At 50.7% G+C, this 19,852-nt stretch carries 18 protein-coding genes and 1 pseudogene; 10 read left to right on the forward strand and 9 right to left on the reverse strand.

What is annotated here, in order from left to right; genetic code table 11:
• Window positions 1-152: 152 nt before the first annotated feature.
• A complete protein-coding gene (locus tag GS429_RS05930; RefSeq protein WP_141466399.1) occupies window positions 153-1,022 on the reverse strand; it encodes a hypothetical protein in 870 nt (289 codons plus the stop codon).
• A 464-nt stretch (window positions 1,023-1,486) separates the two neighbouring features.
• Here GS429_RS05930 and GS429_RS05935 point away from each other — a divergent pair.
• From GS429_RS05935 to GS429_RS05960, 6 genes and pseudogenes are all read left to right on the forward strand, one after another.
• A pseudogene (locus GS429_RS05935) lies at window positions 1,487-1,750 on the forward strand (winged helix-turn-helix transcriptional regulator); the annotation flags it as partial.
• A 225-nt stretch (window positions 1,751-1,975) separates the two neighbouring features.
• Window positions 1,976-2,281, forward strand: coding sequence for a hypothetical protein (locus GS429_RS05940; protein ID WP_141466401.1), 306 nt, complete (start codon window positions 1,976-1,978; stop codon window positions 2,279-2,281).
• A gap of 56 nt (window positions 2,282-2,337) precedes the next feature.
• On the forward strand, window positions 2,338-2,625 hold the full coding sequence (locus GS429_RS05945) for a PadR family transcriptional regulator (protein ID WP_141466402.1): 288 nt from the start codon (window positions 2,338-2,340) through the stop codon (window positions 2,623-2,625).
• Between the two features lie 329 nt (window positions 2,626-2,954).
• Window positions 2,955-5,123 carry a PAS domain S-box protein gene (locus GS429_RS05950; protein ID WP_160063646.1) on the forward strand — a complete coding sequence of 723 codons (2,169 nt, stop codon included), beginning with the start codon at window positions 2,955-2,957 and terminating at the stop codon, window positions 5,121-5,123.
• 121 nt (window positions 5,124-5,244) lie between these two features.
• Window positions 5,245-7,449 carry a PAS domain S-box protein gene (locus GS429_RS05955; protein ID WP_160063648.1) on the forward strand — a complete coding sequence of 735 codons (2,205 nt, stop codon included), beginning with the start codon at window positions 5,245-5,247 and terminating at the stop codon, window positions 7,447-7,449.
• Between the two features lie 145 nt (window positions 7,450-7,594).
• Window positions 7,595-8,053: a response regulator gene (locus GS429_RS05960; protein WP_160063650.1), complete on the forward strand. Its 459-nt coding sequence runs from the start codon at window positions 7,595-7,597 to the stop codon at window positions 8,051-8,053.
• Here the strand turns inward: GS429_RS05960 and GS429_RS22595 are convergent, their stop codons facing one another.
• Window positions 8,054-8,224, reverse strand: a complete 171-nt coding sequence (locus GS429_RS22595; protein ID WP_425438184.1) for a DUF7563 family protein — start codon at window positions 8,222-8,224, stop codon at window positions 8,054-8,056. It lies immediately after the preceding gene.
• A gap of 273 nt (window positions 8,225-8,497) precedes the next feature.
• On the opposite strand from GS429_RS22595, the gene GS429_RS05965 reads away from it, so the two are divergent.
• Window positions 8,498-9,421 carry a hypothetical protein gene (locus GS429_RS05965; protein WP_160063652.1) on the forward strand — a complete coding sequence of 308 codons (924 nt, stop codon included), beginning with the start codon at window positions 8,498-8,500 and terminating at the stop codon, window positions 9,419-9,421.
• A gap of 11 nt (window positions 9,422-9,432) precedes the next feature.
• Here GS429_RS05965 and GS429_RS05970 read toward each other — a convergent pair whose 3' ends face one another.
• From GS429_RS05970 to GS429_RS05995, 7 genes are all read right to left on the reverse strand, one after another.
• Window positions 9,433-9,921, reverse strand: coding sequence for a metal-dependent hydrolase (locus tag GS429_RS05970; RefSeq protein ID WP_328821265.1), 489 nt, complete (start codon window positions 9,919-9,921; stop codon window positions 9,433-9,435).
• 44 nt (window positions 9,922-9,965) lie between these two features.
• Complete coding sequence (locus GS429_RS05975; protein WP_160063656.1) at window positions 9,966-11,528, reverse strand: methyl-accepting chemotaxis protein; 1,563 nt, start codon at window positions 11,526-11,528, stop codon at window positions 9,966-9,968.
• Between the two features lie 153 nt (window positions 11,529-11,681).
• A complete protein-coding gene (locus GS429_RS22600) occupies window positions 11,682-11,999 on the reverse strand; it encodes a DUF7344 domain-containing protein (protein WP_425438185.1) in 318 nt (105 codons plus the stop codon).
• A 228-nt stretch (window positions 12,000-12,227) separates the two neighbouring features.
• Entirely contained in the window at window positions 12,228-12,476 is a 249-nt protein-coding gene (locus tag GS429_RS22605) for a HalOD1 output domain-containing protein (RefSeq protein ID WP_160063658.1), read from the reverse strand.
• A 448-nt stretch (window positions 12,477-12,924) separates the two neighbouring features.
• The gene (locus GS429_RS05985; RefSeq protein ID WP_141466404.1) at window positions 12,925-13,284 is read right to left on the reverse strand and encodes a hypothetical protein; all 360 of its coding nucleotides are present in this window, start codon (window positions 13,282-13,284) and stop codon (window positions 12,925-12,927) included.
• A 132-nt stretch (window positions 13,285-13,416) separates the two neighbouring features.
• Window positions 13,417-15,216: a PAS domain-containing protein gene (locus GS429_RS05990; protein WP_141466405.1), complete on the reverse strand. Its 1,800-nt coding sequence runs from the start codon at window positions 15,214-15,216 to the stop codon at window positions 13,417-13,419.
• A gap of 82 nt (window positions 15,217-15,298) precedes the next feature.
• Window positions 15,299-16,321, reverse strand: coding sequence for a two-component system sensor histidine kinase NtrB (locus GS429_RS05995; protein WP_141466406.1), 1,023 nt, complete (start codon window positions 16,319-16,321; stop codon window positions 15,299-15,301).
• Between the two features lie 352 nt (window positions 16,322-16,673).
• On the opposite strand from GS429_RS05995, the gene GS429_RS06000 reads away from it, so the two are divergent.
• The 3 genes from GS429_RS06000 to GS429_RS06010 all read left to right on the forward strand — a co-directional run bounded on the left by GS429_RS06000 (window position 16,674) and on the right by GS429_RS06010 (window position 19,800).
• The gene (locus GS429_RS06000; RefSeq protein WP_160063660.1) at window positions 16,674-17,981 is read left to right on the forward strand and encodes a tyrosine-type recombinase/integrase; all 1,308 of its coding nucleotides are present in this window, start codon (window positions 16,674-16,676) and stop codon (window positions 17,979-17,981) included.
• A 452-nt stretch (window positions 17,982-18,433) separates the two neighbouring features.
• Entirely contained in the window at window positions 18,434-19,345 is a 912-nt protein-coding gene (locus tag GS429_RS06005; protein ID WP_160063662.1) for a ParA family protein, read from the forward strand.
• Between the two features lie 14 nt (window positions 19,346-19,359).
• Window positions 19,360-19,800 (forward strand): DUF8160 family protein, encoded by a 441-nt coding sequence (locus GS429_RS06010; RefSeq protein ID WP_201293967.1) that lies wholly within the window; start codon window positions 19,360-19,362, stop codon window positions 19,798-19,800.
• Window positions 19,801-19,852 lie beyond the last annotated feature (52 nt).

Here is a 19,852-nt window from a genome sequence, read left to right on the forward strand (position 1 = left end):
ACGATCTGAATCACCCGATAGTAACATAGCTGTTGTATGCTTTCAAATTAGTTAAAATCCATCCCTATTCCGACGATTTTGCCGTATGAATCCTACATGTGAGAATATATCTACTGAATCTCAACTAATATCGGCCGTAATTGTAGAGTTGGCTATTTAGTAGAAGACTCAATTCCAGCAACAAGCCGCGAGTCGATGAACGCATCGCAGAGTTGGTCGTCGGTACAGATGGATCGGATCAGTCCGTCGATTCGCTCGACCGACTGGGGGAGATTGTACCGGTCGACAAGCGCTGGGGCATGCCACGACTCGAGTGGCCGCCCAGTAACAGCAGCGTGGCGAAGCCCAAGCCGAATAATCTGGAGATCATGCCGCGAGTCAAACCCCCAGGCTTCAGCGCGATCCTCGAGTTCGGTATCGTAGGTATCGAAGCCGATGATGTCGTGACATTCACGGCAGAGACAGATCCCCTGATCGGGATTATGGGACCAATGGTGGTAGTCGAGGCTCCCGTTTGCAATCGCGCCGTCGTGGTTGAGAGTCGTCAGTGAGCGCCGACACAGCGGACAGGAGACGTCCCAGTCCCAGCCAAAGGCTGAGGCTTTCTCTGCTAACCGGCTCGTGTACTCGTCGTTGCGCGGCTCGCCTTTGCTGTTCGTAATGCCACCCCAGAGCCAGTCGTCCCAGAACCGTTGGACCATCGCTGTCAGCGTCGAGGGCTCGACAATTGAGAGATACGCAGCATCGACCGCGACAACACACCAGACGCGCAACTCAACGTCGCATTGGCCACAGGCAATGTCGAGATGCGGGACGACTGTTGGAAGCCCCTGCTCGTAGACGGTGACGGCCTCGCCACAGTTCGGACAGCAGATCGCGGTCGGTGTCTCGGCCAGGGCATGCTGGTCGTTTGCCTCGAGCAAGACAGCCGCTCGATCGCCATATGGGTGGTTGGGAGTCGTCGGATGATGGGGTGTTGCTACGAGGTCGTCACGCGGTGGACACGATCTTGCGTGTGTCATACTGCCGATTCCGCCTTAGGGGCTAGGGCATCCGTGATGTCTGGCTGCTGGCACTGCAGGTTCTCGATCGGCTCGACAGTCTCGACCTGCCAGCTGCCATCGTGGCGCGATTCGTCGACGCGCCAGAACTGCGAGTTGTCTTGGCGTTTAACGTACCGGATGCGCCGTTCCTGATTGTTTGTGCTTTCCGAAAACGACACAACGAATGCTGTCTCGGTTGCTGTGCTGTTACTGGTCGGATGATGGGTTTGGGGTTCGATCATAACTGAAGACAGAACAGTCAGTGGCTACCAGCTGTCAACTACAAGGCCGACGCCGGCTCTTTTTGTACTGACTCTCCTTCACTGCTTCCGGGAAATAAAAACACAATTCTACACAGATTCGTCTGTGGAAATAACCGCCATCGTATACAATGGCCAACAAAGATATTTTGTCACCATCGCAACTCATGACTGGGGATTGGAATGAAACTGCGACAGCCAACAGATTTTCTTATCCTTGAAGCACTCGAGGAGACTGGTCGAAACGTAGCAACGAATCTTGCGCATCATACAAACAAATCACGGCAAAATATCAATACCCGTCTTCCAGTACTCTCAGACTATGGACTCGTCCAGAAAGTTGGTCCTGCCGATCGCTCTGGGCTTTATGAAATTACATCGCTTGGGGAACGGGCACTTCGCTACCGCGAACAATACGATGAGAACGAAAATTTTGAGGATTTGCTTGCAAGCACCTGACCGGTTCGATCCTCGAAAAGACGGAAATATCTCACATGCCGTGTTTGAAAAGATCTGGTGAGCCCAATGAAGACCCCAGGTTGAGAGGCAGTCCTCACCCGTTGACCGACACCGGCGCAGAGAATTAACCAACAGACGGCCGCAAGGAGGTGTCTGTTGGTTAACGAGCGACTGATCCGTAGAATTTTCGGGTAGCATGTAGTGGAAAGACTAATGGCTGATAGCGAACAGGCAGAGAAACAATACCATGCGGCGTCAAGTGTCGACCTTCTATCGGCATTGTCAGCACTCGATATCGAATTTTTGACCGTCTCTGACCAGCGCGTGCTCATCATCTACGCCCGATCGATTCTCAACGTCGACGTGAATACGGGTGATATCCAGAGCGCTGATGCTCTCGAGGTAACCGTCCTTGATCACGATCCAAGTGGTGGTATCAATGATCCATATGGTCTGATCACGAGAGTTATCGACCAGATCGACGAAATGGCTGGGGGTAATCTGTCTCCGGTGCCCTGAGCTATTCACCTAGGAATATCGACGTTTTTAACAACTAACACCCTCAATTAGTGTCTATGTACGATCTTACTGGGTTTCAACGGGACCTTCTTTATACAATTGCCGGACAGGATGATCCCCATGGACTCGCGATCAAAGACGAACTCGAGGATTACTACGAGAAAGAAATTCACCATGGGCGACTCTATCCGAACCTCGATACGCTCGTCGATAAAGGTCTCGTCGAGAAAGGGGAAGCAGATCGTCGGACGAACTTCTACAGCGTTACCCGACGTGGCCAGCGCGAGATTGAAGCACGACGAGAGTGGGAAAATCAGTACGTTGGTGAGTTGCTCGACGGATGATCGACCTCATTCGTGGCCCGTTTGAGCTGTTGGAACACCAGTCAGACACTGATACTGATGATAAGACGTCCGACGCCGAGACCAGTAACAAGGACCCATCAAAGTAGCCACTGGCTCGGGTACACTCTTCGTTCAGCAAAAGGAATATTTCTGCCGTTCCGTCCGTGCCTCTGACACTTGCTCGGCGTGCCTGGAGGGTGGCATTCAGCCCAGCAACAGAATTAGTTGCTTGAAACACATATAGGTTGTTACTTTCACTGAATGACAAACAGTGACTGCCATTCAACCGGGCGGAAATACTTATCCAACTGTATTCTAAAACGAGAGATATGACTCACCTCCACATTCTCCATGTGGACCCAGATTCTACTCTTTCAGCGCATATACCTTCGGCAACGCTACAAAATGAAGTTGATATTGAGGTGATAACTGAGCAACGAGCAGCGGACGCCATCCAACGATTACAGACGCTAGACGAGCAAATCGATTGTATTGTCAGCGAGTATGAGTTACCGGAGACAGATGGGCTTGAATTTCTCGAGAGAGTTCGAGCCGAATACGCCGAGTTGCCATTTATCCTGTTTACGGGGAGTGGAAGTGAATCAGTCGCCAGTGAAGCGATCTCGGCCGGTGCAACGGATTACGTGCAAAAAACGGCTGGAGAAAAGCAGGCTACACTCCTTCTTAACAGAATTACAAACGTCGTTGAGCAGTATCATTCTCGTCGTGACCGCGACCGGGTATATCAGGCATTGGAAACGGCAACAGAAGGGATTGGTATTCTTGCCGAGGACAATCGCTATCTCTACGTCAATGATGCCTATGCGGATCTATACGGCTATGAGCAGGATGACCTCATTGGAACCCACTGGGAAGAGTTGTATCCAGACGACGAGGCCCAACGCTTTCACGACGAGATTCTTCCCGAGTTAGAGCGAGCCGGCACCTGGGCTGGCCGGAGTCATGGCCAACGAGTGACTGGTGAGCGATTCCCTGAAGAACTGTCGCTGACCCAACTAGACACTGGCGGCCATGTCTGTGTCGTTCGTGATATTTCACAGCGACTCCAGCGAGAACGCCAATTCGAGACGCTAGCAAGCAATCTACAGGGACTGGTTTTTCGCGCTGAAAATAATCCCGAGTGGGCACTAGAACATGTTATGGGGAATGTCGAGGACTTCATTGGATACTCTGCGACAGAATTAGAATCTCACGAGATATCTTGGCGAGAGATCATCCATCCTGATGATCGCGAGACCGTTTGGGACTCTGTTCAAACAGCACTCGAGGATGGTGATAAGTACGAAATCACATACCGACTCCGTGATCGTGAAGGGACGACAAAGTGGGTCATCGAACGAGGACGTGGAGTTACGAATTCAGATGGATCAATCGAGTATCTTGAAGGGCTAATTACGGATATTACGGAGCGGAAACGACGAGAGCAGGAACTCGAGTGGAAAACAAAGGCGATGGATGAAGCTCCGATGGGGATTATCATTTCAAATCCATCGCAGGATGAGATGCCGATTACCTACGTTAATAATCACTTTTGTGAGGTGACGGGATACGACGAAGACGATGCAATCGGTCGAAATCCGCGGTTCCTACAAGGACCACTCACAGCGGATGACCCAGTCGAGAAGGTCCGTGACGCAATTGAGAGTCGGACAACCGTCGAAACAGATATCCTCAACTATCGATCTGACGGAACCCCGTTCTGGAACCATATGCAAATCGCCCCAATTACGGATTCAGGTGGCGACCTTGCGTACTTCGTTGGGTTCCAGAACGATGTGACAGACCGCGTTGAATCCGAGCGGAGAATCGAAGTCCTTCACCGTATCCTTCTCCACAATATACGAAACGAATTAAACATCTTACTCGGCCATCTTACCGAGTTAAAAGAGCAGCAGGATGTCGATCCGGATACGATCTCTGGAGTGAAACAGCCTGCCACAAATTTGCTTGCTAGCAGTGAAAAGGCGCGACAGATCGAGGCACTACTGACATCCACCTCCTTTGAACCAGAACCGGTTTCACTTTCTACAGTATTTGATCGAGTTCTCAATCAGCTCTCAGTATCCGCTGAAGACGTCGATCTGCAACTCGAGGGTCTATCAGATCGGACTGTGGTGGCCCAAGAACAAATCGCAGCTGCATTTCGTGAACTCCTCCAAAATGCAGTCAAACACTCGTCGAAGGCCGATCAAACGGCTACTGTGACTGCTGAGCAAGAATCTGTTGTGTTCTCGGAAAAGGGAATCGAACGGGACGCGATTAAAGTGCACGTTGAGGATTCGAACCCACTAATTTCTGAGTTGGACCGTACCCGTCTTCTGGGGGACAAAGAATCCCCAGTCCATCATGGATCAGGGCTTGGCCTTTGGCTGGTCAACTGGCTGGTAACGATGTCTGGTGGTCTCGTTTCGTATACGGAACGGGAGTCAGGCGGAAACCGAGTCACTGTTGTTCTACTCCAATCTGGCGAGGAATGAAACGGACCCTAATCAAACCCAATCAGAGTCATTATTGGACTGGAATTCATATTTTGGTTATGAAAGTAGCGAGCCTCTATGCTGACATGGATCGAGTCATCCAATACTCTTAAGGTGATATATGACAAAACAAGTACTCGTTGTTGAGGGTCAGGTTGTCACTGATGACAGTCTTCACACGCTCTTTTCACGACATCCACAGGAGATTGATGACATAGAAACGATAAGTGCGACGAGTCTAGCCGAAGCAACGACGATCCTCGAGACAGCGTCTGTTGATTGTATTCTGAGTCGGCAGAATCTTCCTAAGGAGACTGGGGTCGATCTCCTTGAGACAGTTCGCCAAGAGAATCCGGACGTGCCATTCTTTCTGTTTGTCGAAGGAGATTTAGGTACAATTGCCGGCGATGCGATCGCTGCAGATGTTACTGATTATTTTCCACTTGCAGAAATCTACTCGAAGAGTACAATAGCCCGAATTGGAGACGAAATCACAGCACACCGTGGTGACGAATCTGTAGTCGAATTGCTCGATAGCGCCCCACATGCAATTCTTGTGTACGATCAAGCACGTACAGCAATTACAGCTGTCAATACAACTGCCTGTGAATATTGGGGCTATACAAAAACTGAGTTTCAACAACACTCGCTTGAATCGTTAACTGCTGAAACGCAGCCACCATCAGAGACACCAGTGAATACTCTCCTCGAGGAGGCTCACAACGAAAGTTCACAAGGCGTCGACTGGCGCTGTAAGACGAAAGATGGAACTCAGTTCTGGACGGAACTGAACATCCAACCAATCCAGTTCAAGGGCAAGAGACACCTCGTACTGCACGCTCGCGATACGACTGCGGAGAAAGAACGCCAGGAACGACTCGAGTCATTCCGCAAAGCGGTCGAACATGCTGGTCATTCGATCTATATCACTGACACTGATGCTGAAATCACGTATGTGAACGAAAGCTTCGAAGACGTAACCGGATACACACGTTCTGAAGCTGTCGGAAAAACACCTCGGCTCCTCAAATCGGGAGAACACGGCTATGCGTACTATCAGCAACTGTGGCGAACGATTCTCGATGGTGATACCTGGCAAAACGAGATCATTAACCAGCGAAAAGATGGTACTCGATACGTTGTCAACCAGACGATTGCGCCCATCACTGACGAGCACGGCACGATCAGTCGATTTGTTGCTGTCAATGTCGAAGTCACCGAGCGGAAACGCAAAGAAAACCAACTTAAACAACTGTATCAAGCAGCCACAGAGTGGATTGAGGCAGATACGCGGGTGGAGGCCTGCTCACATGTTAGCGACAACTTGACCCAACTCCTCGATTTTGACTTGCATGGCGTGTATCTTTACGACGAGGGAAGTAATGCACTCGAGTCAGTAACTGTCTCAGATCGGTCCAAAGATGCGATTTCAACCCACCCGACGTTTGGACCCGGTGATGGAATTGCTTGGGCAGTATACGAAAGTGGTGTTCCACAACAATACGATGATGTTCGAACTGCTGAGGCAGTCTACAATCCAGAGACAGTTATTCGAAGCGAGATTATCCTTCCACTTGGAGATCACGGTATCATCCTGATTGGGTCAAAAACACCCGGCGCATTCGACGATGACGACGAACTGCTTGCAAAAGTCGTTTCGTCGATTCTGACGGCAGTCCTGGACCGCATCGGGCGAGAACAGCAACTCGAGGAGCAAAATAGTCGCCTCGAGGAATTTGCAAGTGTCGTTTCTCACGATCTCCGTAATCCGCTTAACGTTGCCAACGGACATCTCGAACTTGCGCAGGAAACCGGTGATCTCGATCATCTGGATGAAATTGCACTGTCTCACCAGCGAATGGAAGAGATCATCGAGGACTTACTTTGGCTCGCCCAGGAAGGGAGAGAAATCCAGAATACACGCCCGATTGCTCTTGAGTCGGTTGCCGAGAACGCATGGTCGTATGTCGAGACAGCCGACGCAAGTCTTGAAATAGCATGTGAACAAACGATTGAGGCAGATCCAGACCGTCTGCAACAGCTCTTCGAGAACCTGTTTCGTAATGCCATAGAGCACGGCGGTGATGATGTCACAGTAACGGTCGGGTTGCTAGACGATGGAACTGGATTCTACGTCGAAGATACAGGTAATGGGATTCCACCCGATGAACGTACCGATGTTTTCGACTCGGGGTATACAACACTCGCAGAGAGTACAGGCTATGGTCTTTCTATCGTCGAAACAATTGTCGATGGACACGGCTGGTGTATCGATCTCACAGCTAGTGAAGAGGGAGGAGCTCGGTTCGAAATTGAGATAGAGTAACACAACTTGCGTCCTTTGCGTGAGTCCACTACCACCGCCCTCACTGCTTTGAGATCTTGGGTAGTGTTGTACTCTTTGCGACCACCCATCATTCCAACGTGTTTTGGGAATAGGGTTAGAGGCCAAGAGTACCCATAGAGGACTGATGGACGCAACTGATCAGACGCCGAATGAGCCTGTGGATGTCTTGATCGTTGAAGACAATCCCGGAGATATCCGCCTTACAAAGGAAGCATTTCGTTCCATACAGAGCGACGTCCGATTTCACACTGCAAAAGACGGGGGTATTGCTGTCGACTACCTCCAAGAATGCGAACGGTCGGGTGAAGATCCGTTTCCAGACCTCGTATTTCTTGATTTAAACTTGCCTCGGGTTAGTGGCCATGAGTTCTTATCAACCCTCGAAGACGACTGTAACCATCCAGCACCGCCGGTATTGGTTCTCTCTAGCTCTCATGATCCAGACGATATCATTCGGAGTTATGAGCGATCAGCAAATGCCTATCTGACGAAGCCATCATCTCCAACTGAATACGAAACACTTGCAGAAGCGATCGAGGCGTTCTGGATAGACACAGCTCAACATCCGCCAGCACCAGCTTGATCAGCAGTTGCAGTTAGTGTGTAATCCGTCCTCATTACTGATCTCAGTTGTTTTCATGCACTCCCGACATCCATGGATATCCCCGTTGTTGTCTCCAAAGACACGGCGAAAACGAGCAGTAACATGGCTGCCGCAGTTTTGACACGTCGGCATTAGTGGAACTGTATTCATGAATCAGATTCAATGAAGGTTTCCTTACCGGTGATCAAAGAGGGGAAATTGCCCGACACAGTGGCCATATCCTTTATGTAGAATCATTGGCTAATATTCGAATTGAAATGAGACGCTCAACGATCATTGTAGTGCTTGTCGTTATCGTGCTTGTAGCCATTGCTCTCTTGCGGGGCGGGAACTCAACTAACACCGACTACGATCCAATCGAAGACTACGACAACTGATTATGGTGGAACAAGACGTCACCAAAACGGTGTCTCAAACGCTCTAATGTCTGGGCAGGAGTTTCTTCGGACTGTCCGTGAACACTTCACAACCCAGGGTTGGGAGACTGAACTCCAGCAGATTCAGGATGGAGTCTCGATCCTGCACGGAAGGCAGTCAACTACACCAGAGCAAGGACTTGCGTTAGTGATTACTGGGCCAAACTCGCAGGTAACGCCGAATCACGTCAAATACTTACTCAAACGCCGCCAAAACCAAGAAGACGAAATCGATAAGACCTTCATTGCGACCACGGTTGGACTTTCAGAGAAAGCTCAAAAGGCAACGTCGAACTACGATATTACTGTTCTTGACCAATCAGATCTCGAAACCTCAGCAAACACAACGACTACCAATCAGCCCTCAAAGCAAGTGGGTGGTGGCGAGGAACGGCCAGCTGCGTCTGCAGCCGACATTACAGCAGTCCTCTCAGAAAACTCCGTGCAGCAGTTGCTCAAACAGACAAACGGTATCTTTGCAGCAGTCGGACTTGGGTTTGGGTTAACAGCCATACTATGGCTGCGATTCATGGGTGATTCACTCCTTGGGGAGTTGGTTGGGCTCACGTTCATGTTTTTTGTAGTTCTCATGATGGTTTTCAGCGGCCCCCTTGTTGGAGCACTTGCCGGCATCTACATCCAGCGTCGGATCGAACAGACACGGAAAGCGGTCATCACTGCCGTTGCGAGTGGGTTCACCGGCTACCTCACAATGACCGTTGTCGGTGGATTACTCACGTATCTCTTCCTTCCAAGCAGTGGCTCCGGTGGCTCTGAGTCTACAGCTGACACCGGTGCTAACGGAGCAACTGAAACTGGTGGTGAACTGTTCAGCCTTTCCGATCTCTTTCTCCCATTACTTGGACTGGCAATTCCAGTCGGTGTTGTCGCTGGAACAGTCGTCTACGTGATCAATCGATATAGTCGCTGATAGTCCTAAAGCTACAATCCAAGCACACCTGCTGTGAGTACTGCAAGACCAGTTACGAGGACGCCAAAGGCAAGGAGCCCATAGTTTGCAATCGGATTCGCTGCTCGAGCAATGTCGTAGGAGTAGTGGCGGTCATCCAGAAACGGCTCGACACCAGCGGGAGTAAGCGCGTCAGCAGCGATATGAGACCCAAGAGAAACAGTACTGACGGCAAATGCAAACCCACCAAGGACGAGTCCAGCAGCAAGTGTTGACTGCACACCAAGGACGAATCCGCCAAGCCCAACGAGCGCGCTAACAAAGACGGCAAAATGAATGGTATGAGTGATACCACGATGCTTGATGCCCGGAATCTTCATATCCCAATCTGGGATCATCGACAATGCAACGGCCCCAGCACCGCCAACGAAAGCAAACTCGAGATTGATGAGAAGGGTAATCAGTAATCCAAGTGGCGCATAAAAGATGAGCGCAGCCCCATAGTGTCCTGTCCGATGCACTATTGACAAGTCCTCAGCTGTGATATTAGTCCTTTCTTGACAGACTAAAGCGTTGCTGACTCTGTCTCATCGAGTTTGAACTGGTCCAACCGACGGTAGAGATCGTCACTGGTTTGGCTGAGATTTTCAGCGAGATGTGCTACCTCTTCCATCGCAGTCGCCTGCTGATCGACAGCAGCAGACACCTCCTCAACAGACGCAGTCACCTCCTCACTGAGTGAGGACGTGTCGCCAACGAGGTCGCTTACTTCAGTTGCGTTCACGGCCTGTTGTTCGACCGCATCACTGACTTCGTCTGCACCCTGGCTGGTAGCCTCGATAGATGTCTCAATTTCAGAAAGTTGGTCAACAACCTGGTCAACCGCCTCTGCGCCGGTCTCTATTTCTTCGTTCGCCTCGCGAATACCGTTTGCAACTTCAGTCGTCTGATTCTGAACATTCGAAACGATTGCTTCGATTTCATCGGCGTGTTCCTGTGATTCCTCCGCGAGACTCTTGACCTCGTTTGCGACAACAGCAAACCCATCACCTTCGTTGCCGGCATGCGCAGCCTCAATAGAGGCGTTGAGTGCGAGCAGATTCGTCTGGTCTGCGATGTCCGTGATCACCTCGAGAATATCACCGACCTCTTCCATTCGTGACTCGAGTTCTTCGATTTCAGACGTAATCTCTTGAGCGGAATCTGTGGCGTCATCGATCCTATTTACAGCATTCGCGGCCTTTTCGACACCGTCTGTTGCCAGTTCACCCGCGCGTTCCGATGTCGCATCGATCTGCTGTGCAGTCGCAGTAATTTGCTCAATTGAGGCAGAAAGGTCAGAGATCGTTTGGTCGATTGTATCCGTCTGTGCTGTCAGATCAGCAGCGCCATCCGCTAACTCGTCTCCGGTCGAGTTGATCTCCTCGATGGAGTTCGTTACCTCTTCACTATTCGCACTCAGCTGTTCACTTGAGGCCGCAAGATCGTCACCAAGTGACTCGAGTCGATCGACCACCTCCTGAATATTGTCGATTGCCTGATCAAGTGATGCTCCCATTGCAGAAAATTCCTCGTAGACGTCCTGCATCTCGTCGAAGTCTTCCGGTGGATCCGGAACAGTCGGATCGATCGTCAAATCACCATCCGCCAACTGTTCGAGGCTTGTTGCAAGGTGATCAACGACCGCTGTCTGGTAGGCTTCGAGTTGCTCTTTCCGTTCGCGTTCTCGGACTTTTGTGGTAATATCACGGACAGTTTCCATCCCACCAGCCAACTCTCCATCTGCGTTCTGGAACGGGATCACCGTCCGGCTGACGTGTACTTCCTCACCAGCCACAACAAATGTCTCCTCGCGTTGCTGAATTTCGTCTTCTGTCTCGAGCACCTGATCGATGAGTGACTCCCCACCGTGGACTGCAGCCGGTTTGGAATCGATTGCGTCTTGATCTGCCGTCTCGAAGAGTTCGACTGCTTGTCGATTGATGTGCGTTACTGTGCCATCAGTGCCAACAATCATCGTCGGTGCCTCGAGACCATCCAACACATTATGGAGAAGCATTCCAGCATCAATGTCGTCAGTAACCTCCTCATCGCTGTCTACTGCCCGCACAGAAGTGTTGTCGTCCATTGAGAGATCAGACATAAACCACTCTTGTTAGTTGGGCCATGTGAATGTACTGGGCGATTTCATCCGTCTCCACCTGTCGAACCGACCCACGACCCCACAGTCAATACCTCAATTCCGGTACTGGAAGCCGCGCTGTTCACGCGGAGGAGGATGTCAATCAATAGAGTTCGCTACAGTTAGCTTATCAATTGATCTAAGAACGTGATCAGTTAACTCACCGGATTCATCCCGAACAGTTCCCATATCCTGATCATACGCAATTAAACCGTGATCTGCCAAGAGCGGTAGATGATCATGCTGGATCCGGATCACTTCTGCATCAACGGCTGTACTATCAGGATGATTTTCAGTAATATGGCGGGCCAGATCTTGTGGCGAAGTGACAGAGACATCTTGGAGATGCTGGAGTATGATGCGATTCCGTGGTCGGGACAGTATCTTCAGTACGACGTTGATTTTTTGACCCACCATCGATATTAGATGTGAACTCGGGAAGTAGGACCAAATACGTTACTGAATACACATTGATTGAGAATCATATTGGATAGTTTGCGATGAGAATGCAACTCAGTTGCAGATTAGACAAGGGCTTGGGGTTCTCCATGGCCTGAAGACCGTGGTGTTACCTGGTGGACCGTGAGAGTTCCCATGGGAGTTCCTGATTCCCACTTCGAGACAAGTCACGGATTCTGAGACACATTACTCCTCTAGAACTGTGATTTCGGTATCTGGAGTGCACTCCACAACTACTTGTAGCCCATTATGAGGAAATTCAAGCCGAAATTCGGAATGGGATCGATTTACTAATCGTTTGAGTGCATCCGCATCTACAGAGTTGTGCAACGGTTTAACGTCCTCAACTGGTGTATCAGTCACTGCGCTGATTTCCTCGACAATACTGTAGATTACAGAATCCGCTGTTGTCTGTTGGTTTTCTCGTCGAGTCATAATCCTGTCATCCTAATTTAGGGGTTGACTTACAAAAGACCTGTTATACAGGCCCTATGCACCGTTTCTAATGGTTATTGTGTAAATGCACATTGTATATTCCCCCTTCATCGATAGCTTTCGTTGGCGGAGTCTGTATCAAGATAATGTCTGGCGGTCCGAAGCCGCGAATTACTACCGATGATGTCCTAGAGTTTTTTGAGAACCAGCAAGACCGCTGTGAGCCATTCGATGCCCCGGCACTTGCAGCTGAATTCTCCTGTCACCGCAACACTGCCCGAAACAAGCTGGAAGATCTTGTCTTTCTGGGTGAACTGGAATCAAAACAGATCGCCTCCGGAAAGGTATATTGGCGACCCTGCAGCACTGAGAAGTGACCTCGAGAACGGACCCATGAGACGTTCTCCTTACTGGACGGAGAGGTGGCGTGTCGTGCCAGCGACCGAGTTCACAATAGCCGACGTGGACGCTCACGAGCACGCTCTGTGGCCTTTTCTACCTTCTCAAAGTAGACGTGATATCGGTTCCGCCGGACACCCTCCGAAGAAATTTCGACTTCCCCTTCACCGAGTCGATCCTGGATAACAGACCAGCAGACGTCCGAATCCGTATCAGCAGCCGCTGTAATCCATTCTACACTTCGCCACCGGGGGTACTCTCCTCGAAGAACGTGTTCAACACGCTCTTCGGGAGTGTAGTCAGCTGGATAATTTGGCTGGAGTTCATCAGAATCATCCGCTGGCAACATTACATCTTGTGCCCGGTCTAGCGCTTCTTGTAGCGTGTCTTCATCACTGTCGTCGTCCATGTCCGAATTTTTGTGTCGATGACACAATAGATGTTGGCATAGTAGCGTATCTGTGAAAGTCGGCAGCTTCCTACTGCCCGTACAGCTGGGAAGCCTCGTCGTCTAGCCCACCTGAAGTACTGTTGGACATCATTACTGGCGGGTCTGAATTTCGAACCTCACACCACCGAGTTCGTCACTCTCAGTGATATCGATCCGCCAGTCATGAGCTAAGACGATCTGCCGGACACTCGCCATCCCCATTCCAGTCCCACCGTTATGGGATTTCGTTGAAAAGCCCTGCTCGAACACTTGTTCTCGGTTCGGCTCAGCGATACCAGGCCCGTTATCCTCGAGGAAGATTCCATCGTCTGAGGCACCAACTCGAATGTTGATCGGTGCCTCTCCGTGTTCTAGCGAGTTTCCGAGCAAATTATCGAACATTCGCCGGACTGCTTCCGGATTGCCGTGGACCATCGGCGCGTCATCGATTTTGAGGGACCCGGTTTCACCGTGTCGGTCTAATGACTCCCACGTCGTCTCGACAAGTTCTTCTAGGTCGATTGGATGGTGTTCGCCAACGATTGTACCCGATTCTAGTGCATTGGCGACATCATCGACCAGTTGCTCCATTCGATCCAAGGAGGGGAGAGCTTCCTCGACATGGTCTACATCTCCAGTGTCCAGCGCTAACCTCACTCGTCCACGAACCGTTTGAAGCGGGTTTTGCATATCGTGTGAGAGTACGTCCGCGAGTGCGCCGAACTCTTCTAACAGTCCTCGGCGGGCTGTTACATCTTCTTGGAACCCCACAAAATACTCCACGTCCCCGTCCTCGTCTGTCAAGGGAGCAACCGTGACACGATTCCAGAATAACTCCCCATCCTGGCGGTAGTTCCGGAGTTCCACACTCACTGGCTCTTCAGCGTCAATAGCCCGATCTAGCTCGGTGATTGGTCCCGGCTGTGTTCGGTCTCCCTGTAGGAATCGACAGTTGCGACCAAGAACCTCTTCTCTAGCATAGCCTGTTAATTCGGTGAACCCACTGTTCGCGTAAATGATTGGGTTGTCAGGCCGTGTTGGATTCGTGATAGTGATCCCGATCGGTGCCTCGTCCATTGAATGCTCTTTCAGTGAGAGTTCGTCGCGGACTGTTTCGATATCATCGGTCGCAGATATCGCACAGACCAGCGTGTCCTCTTTGGTGTACACCAGTCGGTGATCGACAGTGATCGCCTTCCCGTCCTTGCGGATGTAATCTGTCTCGCCGACCCACTCCTCGTCTCTTGCTCCGGGAAGTATTTCTTCGTGGACTTGCTTCTCTTCTTTCTCTGGATACAGAATATCCCAATGTTGCCCGACTAATTCTGTTCGCTCGTACCCAACAATCTCTGCGTACGCCTCGTTAACGTACATGAATTTACCATCAGGATCGAGCAGACTGATTCCGTCGTGTGCCGTTTCGATAGCACGGAATCCTCGCGTGACCTGCCGTTCTGCTCGGCGTCGAGCAACAGCCTGTTCGATGCGATTGGCGAGGACCTCGTATTGCTCTGTGCCACCCCTTTTCTGAAGATATTCGGTAACGCCAGCGGAAATCGCTTCGCTTGCTATCTCTTCACTCCCTTTCCCAGTAAACAGAATAAACGGGAGTTCAGGGATGTCCGATCTGATGGCTTCGAGAACGTCCAACCCATCCATCTCCGGCATGTCGTAATCACAGACAATACAGTCTGCTTCCCCCTCCTTGGCAAGTTCCACACCCTCCACTGGATTTGTCTCTGTGTGGATATCGAAGAACTCGCGCTCACGCTCTAAGAACGTCGAAACAAGATCAGCAAAGCTCGAATCATCTTCGATGTGGAGTACTGTCACGCCGTCTTCGATGTCGGAGAGAAGTGCATGCTCATCTAAGGCATCCTCGAGTGTTAGATGAGGCGAGGTTGAGGTCATGTCTCCCTGATTGAAATTCAATCACAATAAATATCCGTCACATGTGCGGCTAAGCAGTGAATGCCGATCGGGACCAGTATTGCTACCACTTAATCTCGAATCGGGCACCACCTTCAGCACTCTCTGTGATATCGATCTCCCACCCGTGACCCTGCACGACTTGTTGTACAATCGAGAGGCCATAGCCGGTTCCCGCTTGATTTGTCGAATATCCGTGTTCGAATACGTCTGTATGAACTGAACTCGGAATTCCAGGGCCATCATCTGCAACATATATTCCTGGTTCTTCAGCAAGGCTCCCCACAGAGATTCTGACAGCCTCATCACTGTGGTCAACTGCGTTCCGGAACAAATTCTCCAACAGTTCTTGGAACCTGCTTGTATCAGCAACTATTTGCCCCAGTTCATCATCGATCTGTAACGTATCCTCTTGAGTTTCGACGCTATCCCAGGATTTGTGAATATACGCTTCGATATCAATAGGTTCAGTTTCTCCAATTAACTGCCCCGATTTCGAAAGTTCAAGGACAGTATCGACTAAGGTATCAATTCGATCAAGTGACTCGGAAACTTCGTCGAGTTCTGGACTATTGTGATTTTCTTGTGCGACCTCAGTATAGCCTTGGGCGACAGAGAGAGGGGTACGAATATCGTGGGTGAGAATATCTGCGAATTCGTTCAGCCGATCCCGTTGTTCCTGGAGTTGTTCTTCTCGCCTTTGTTGCTCGGTAATATCCCGTATAATGCCTGTAAAATACTGGTCACCGTTGTGTTCATGTTCGCGAAGGCTGATCAGTGTCGGTACTTCGTGTCCCTCTTTGTGAAGTGCAGGCAATTCCATTCCGTCCCAGTCAATATTGCGCTCGCCAGTATCGACATATGCGTCAAGAGCCGCAGCGTGGACAGATTCTAGCCGCTCGGGGATAATCTTCATCTTCGAACTCCCAATCAACTCCTCTTGAGAGTATCCAAGAATCTCTTCGACCGCTGGATTCGAATAGACGATTTTACTCTCCTGGTCGATAGTCAACATCCCCTCGGCAGCATTTTCAACGAGTGTCTGATAGAAATCGTCTTCGCAGAGTGTAGGGGGAGGAGAGTTCATTTTCAATCTAATTAGAGTGGCTGACAGTTAATCGTTGCTGATATGCTGAAACAGCTCTATTGAACCCCTCTTGTTTATAGATATATTCAGGTGAATCTGGGGAATCAGCCTGCGAAAAAGGTATTGCGCCATACAGTTTATTCGGTTAGCGCATTTTCTCACCCAAATTGTCGTGGGTTTAGCAGACTCTTCCGGTCAGCAAAACCCACAAACTAATAAAGAATCCAACTGAACTGCTGAACTGCTCCAAAATGCCACTCTTAGAACAATCATACTGGACCGTGACCAGGCTCCTATCCGAATTCTACATCAATCCAATTTCGGATGGTCGAATCTCCCAGAGATCGTTACAATGAGTCGATCAGATGCCGAACAGGAGAGCGAGAGCAACGTTGAGCAGGCGCTATCATTCGATGGTGTCCGATGGACCTCGTGTTCGCTCGAGGACTTCGCGGACCTGTACTGGGACGAGATCGCACCCTGTCTCGAAACAGAGGGTTTCGATCCAACAAGCGAGAAACCGACCCACCAGTGGTTTCAGAATCACGATGCACGGTCATTCCTTGCAGCTCTCCGCCGCCATCATGACCGCTCATTCGGGGAGTTCTGGAATAAAGACCTCGGGCTTGGAGACAATAAAGAAGGCTACACATGGGCAACAACGGACGAGGCAACAATCGACGCCCTCGAACAGTTCCTCAACCGACGAAAATCACGGTACAGTCTGGCATCGTCGTCCATCGAAGCAATGCGAACGCGGCTGAATCTCTACGTCCGTGCTTACCAAGAGGCAAATGGAACGGGCGACCTCCTTACACCAATTCTACGAGGTCAAGAGAATCCAGCCTACGAAGCCGTTGATGCGGTCTATGCAGCGTTCGACTGGTTGAACGAGGGAACCGAGGACAAGTACAGTGCCCAGACTCTCCAGCGTGTGCGGCGCGTCGTCGACGCCTGGTATCAGCATCTGGTCGGTCGGCGAGTTACCTCGATGAACCCTGCCAGCGGCCTCTACGACGAATTCAAGTGGGAAGTAGAGGAATCCCCGACACCTTCCCTTTCAGCAAACCATATTCGGAAGCTAATGCAGACGTCGGAGACAACACAAGAACAGCTGCTCGTAGTAGCACTAGCTGGCTGGGGACTTCGAGCGAGTGAGGTCGCCGCACTCCACGTCTCACAGTTCCACCGTGATGTTCCCGGAGACGACATCCCCTTCATCACGTTCGAGAGCCGCAAGAACGGGCCCGGTGAGGTGTCTCTCCTGTACGGAATGGACGTGCTCGACTCCCGAATCGACGAGATAGCCGAAGACGATACGTGGACTGGATACTTGTTCCCATCTTCGCAGGGAGAAATGCCGTACGTGACCCGAGATACAATCCGGAATTGGTTCCAGAATCTTGCATCGGAGGCAGATCTTCCTGGCCGGATCCAGGGCGAACGACCAAGCCCACAGCTCTGCCGGCGATTCTGGTACGACACCTATACAGTAGCCCTCGAAGGCGTTCTCGAAGGTATCAACGAAATCGCTGCAGAGCAAGGTAGTAGCGATCCTCAGGTAGTGATGCAAAATTACCTATCTGACTCGCGTTCTCGTCAAGTCCGACGAGAGTTCATGCAGGATCAACTTAACGCAGCCTTTGGAGAGAGAACTTGATGTTACCCATCTATCGAGCCATTCCAAATGTCTGTCCTCGGTTGGTGATTGAATCAATGAGTCACAGAGTCACAGATTCAATGAAGTGATGACTTCTGGAAGTTATGAGTCAATGAATCCACGATCCACGGTAGCAACTGGTACCATGGGGGGAGTCGATTCATCGACTCATGGAATCATTGAGTCACAGAAACAGTGAGTACCTGAATCATTGAATAGAGGACTCAGGAACACCAGACCCGTCTCACGAAATTATTGAACCAATGAATCAATGAAATCGAGACATTGTGAATCAATGAGTTTGTGAGTTAATGAATCAAAGACAGTTCTCGGAAAAGAGAGAATCATAACTCTCAGCCACTCAGATAACGATATCCTCCATAATCAGATTGAGAGAAACACAACTAAGTGTCTGACATGGATTTATGAGTCATTGATTCAATGATCTAACTATGACCGAATCACCTCATGGATGGGGCGTCACACCATCAACTGGCATCCCTACGATCGCCTTCGGCAACCAGAAAGGCGGGACGGGAAAGACAACCGCGACGATCAACAGTGCCGCGGCGCTGGCCACTCGCGACCACGATGTGCTTGCGATCGATATGGACCCGCAAGCCGACATGACAAAAGGACTTGGACTGGGTCCGGGCGACGACAATGACCCATCAAGCCCAAAGAACGAACTCCCCAACACACTAGTCACCGATGACGAGAATCTGCTTGACGTACTCGTCGACAATCCGCGCACGCACGATACTAGTCTTTCAGAGATCGTGATCGAAGCCGACGAGTACGACCATCTGAACTTCGACCTGATTCCCAGTCACAAGGACATGGGCCTTGCTCGAGACTGGATGGACGATGCAAATGCCCGTCTCTCGCTGAAACTCGCCCTCGAAGAGATGGTTGACGATGGATATAACTACGATTTTATCGTAGTCGATTGCCCCCCTGACCTCTCAGTCCTGACGGACGCGGCGTTCATTGCGGCTCAGAACGTCTTCTTGGCTGCACAGACCCAAGCAACATCACGGGATGCACTTGACGACCTGTGGGACCAGCTGGAGTCCATCGAGGACAACCAGCAGATCGAGATCGCAATCGTCGGACTCCTGGCGAATATGTACCGGGACGACGGTCAGTCACAGAAATTCCTCAACTCCTTCGACGAGTCCTTCGCGTCGATGGCACCGATTTTCAAACTCCCGATGCGAGTAGCGATCCAGCGTGCGTGGGACAACGGACGAGATATTTTCGGGTGGGAAGACGCGAACGACCAGCAAGTAGAGCGCGACCTCTTTCTGGAGGTTGCGGAGACGATGGAACGAGCGTTCGACAAAACGCAGGTGGAGGCGTAAGAATGCCCCGGGGAATGGACGAGCGATTTGAGGATCCGTCTGAGGAAGCAGACGACGAGAAAGCCGCGACCGATGACGAGACGATGGAGACGACGTCGGAAGCAGAGAGTCAAGACCACGAACCTGCGGCTGCTACTGAGGAACAATCAGGGCAGCAGGGGGCTACTGGCACAGCGGATACTGAATCCTCAAATGAGAAGGCAGAGGAAACAGACGATGAGCCGTTGAACATCCGGGAGGACTGGGACTCGGCCACGATATACGTTGAACCGGACCAGAGCGAGGATATTGAGGTTACATTCACGCGGCTGAAAAAACAGTTGAAGCGGGAGGACATCACGCTCGAGAAGAACAAGCACTTCTATCGTGGGATTTTCGAAGTGGCATTCGGCGAGCACCGCGAAGAGACGAAGGAAAAGATTCGCGAACTGGCAAAGGAAGACGGTGATCAATGAATCAGTGAATCTTGGATTCAACGAAAGGTGATCAACGCTGTGACTCCTGAAC

This window comes from Natronorubrum halalkaliphilum, assembly GCF_009834785.1.
Taxonomy (GTDB): Archaea; Halobacteriota; Halobacteria; order Halobacteriales; family Natrialbaceae; genus Natronorubrum; species Natronorubrum halalkaliphilum.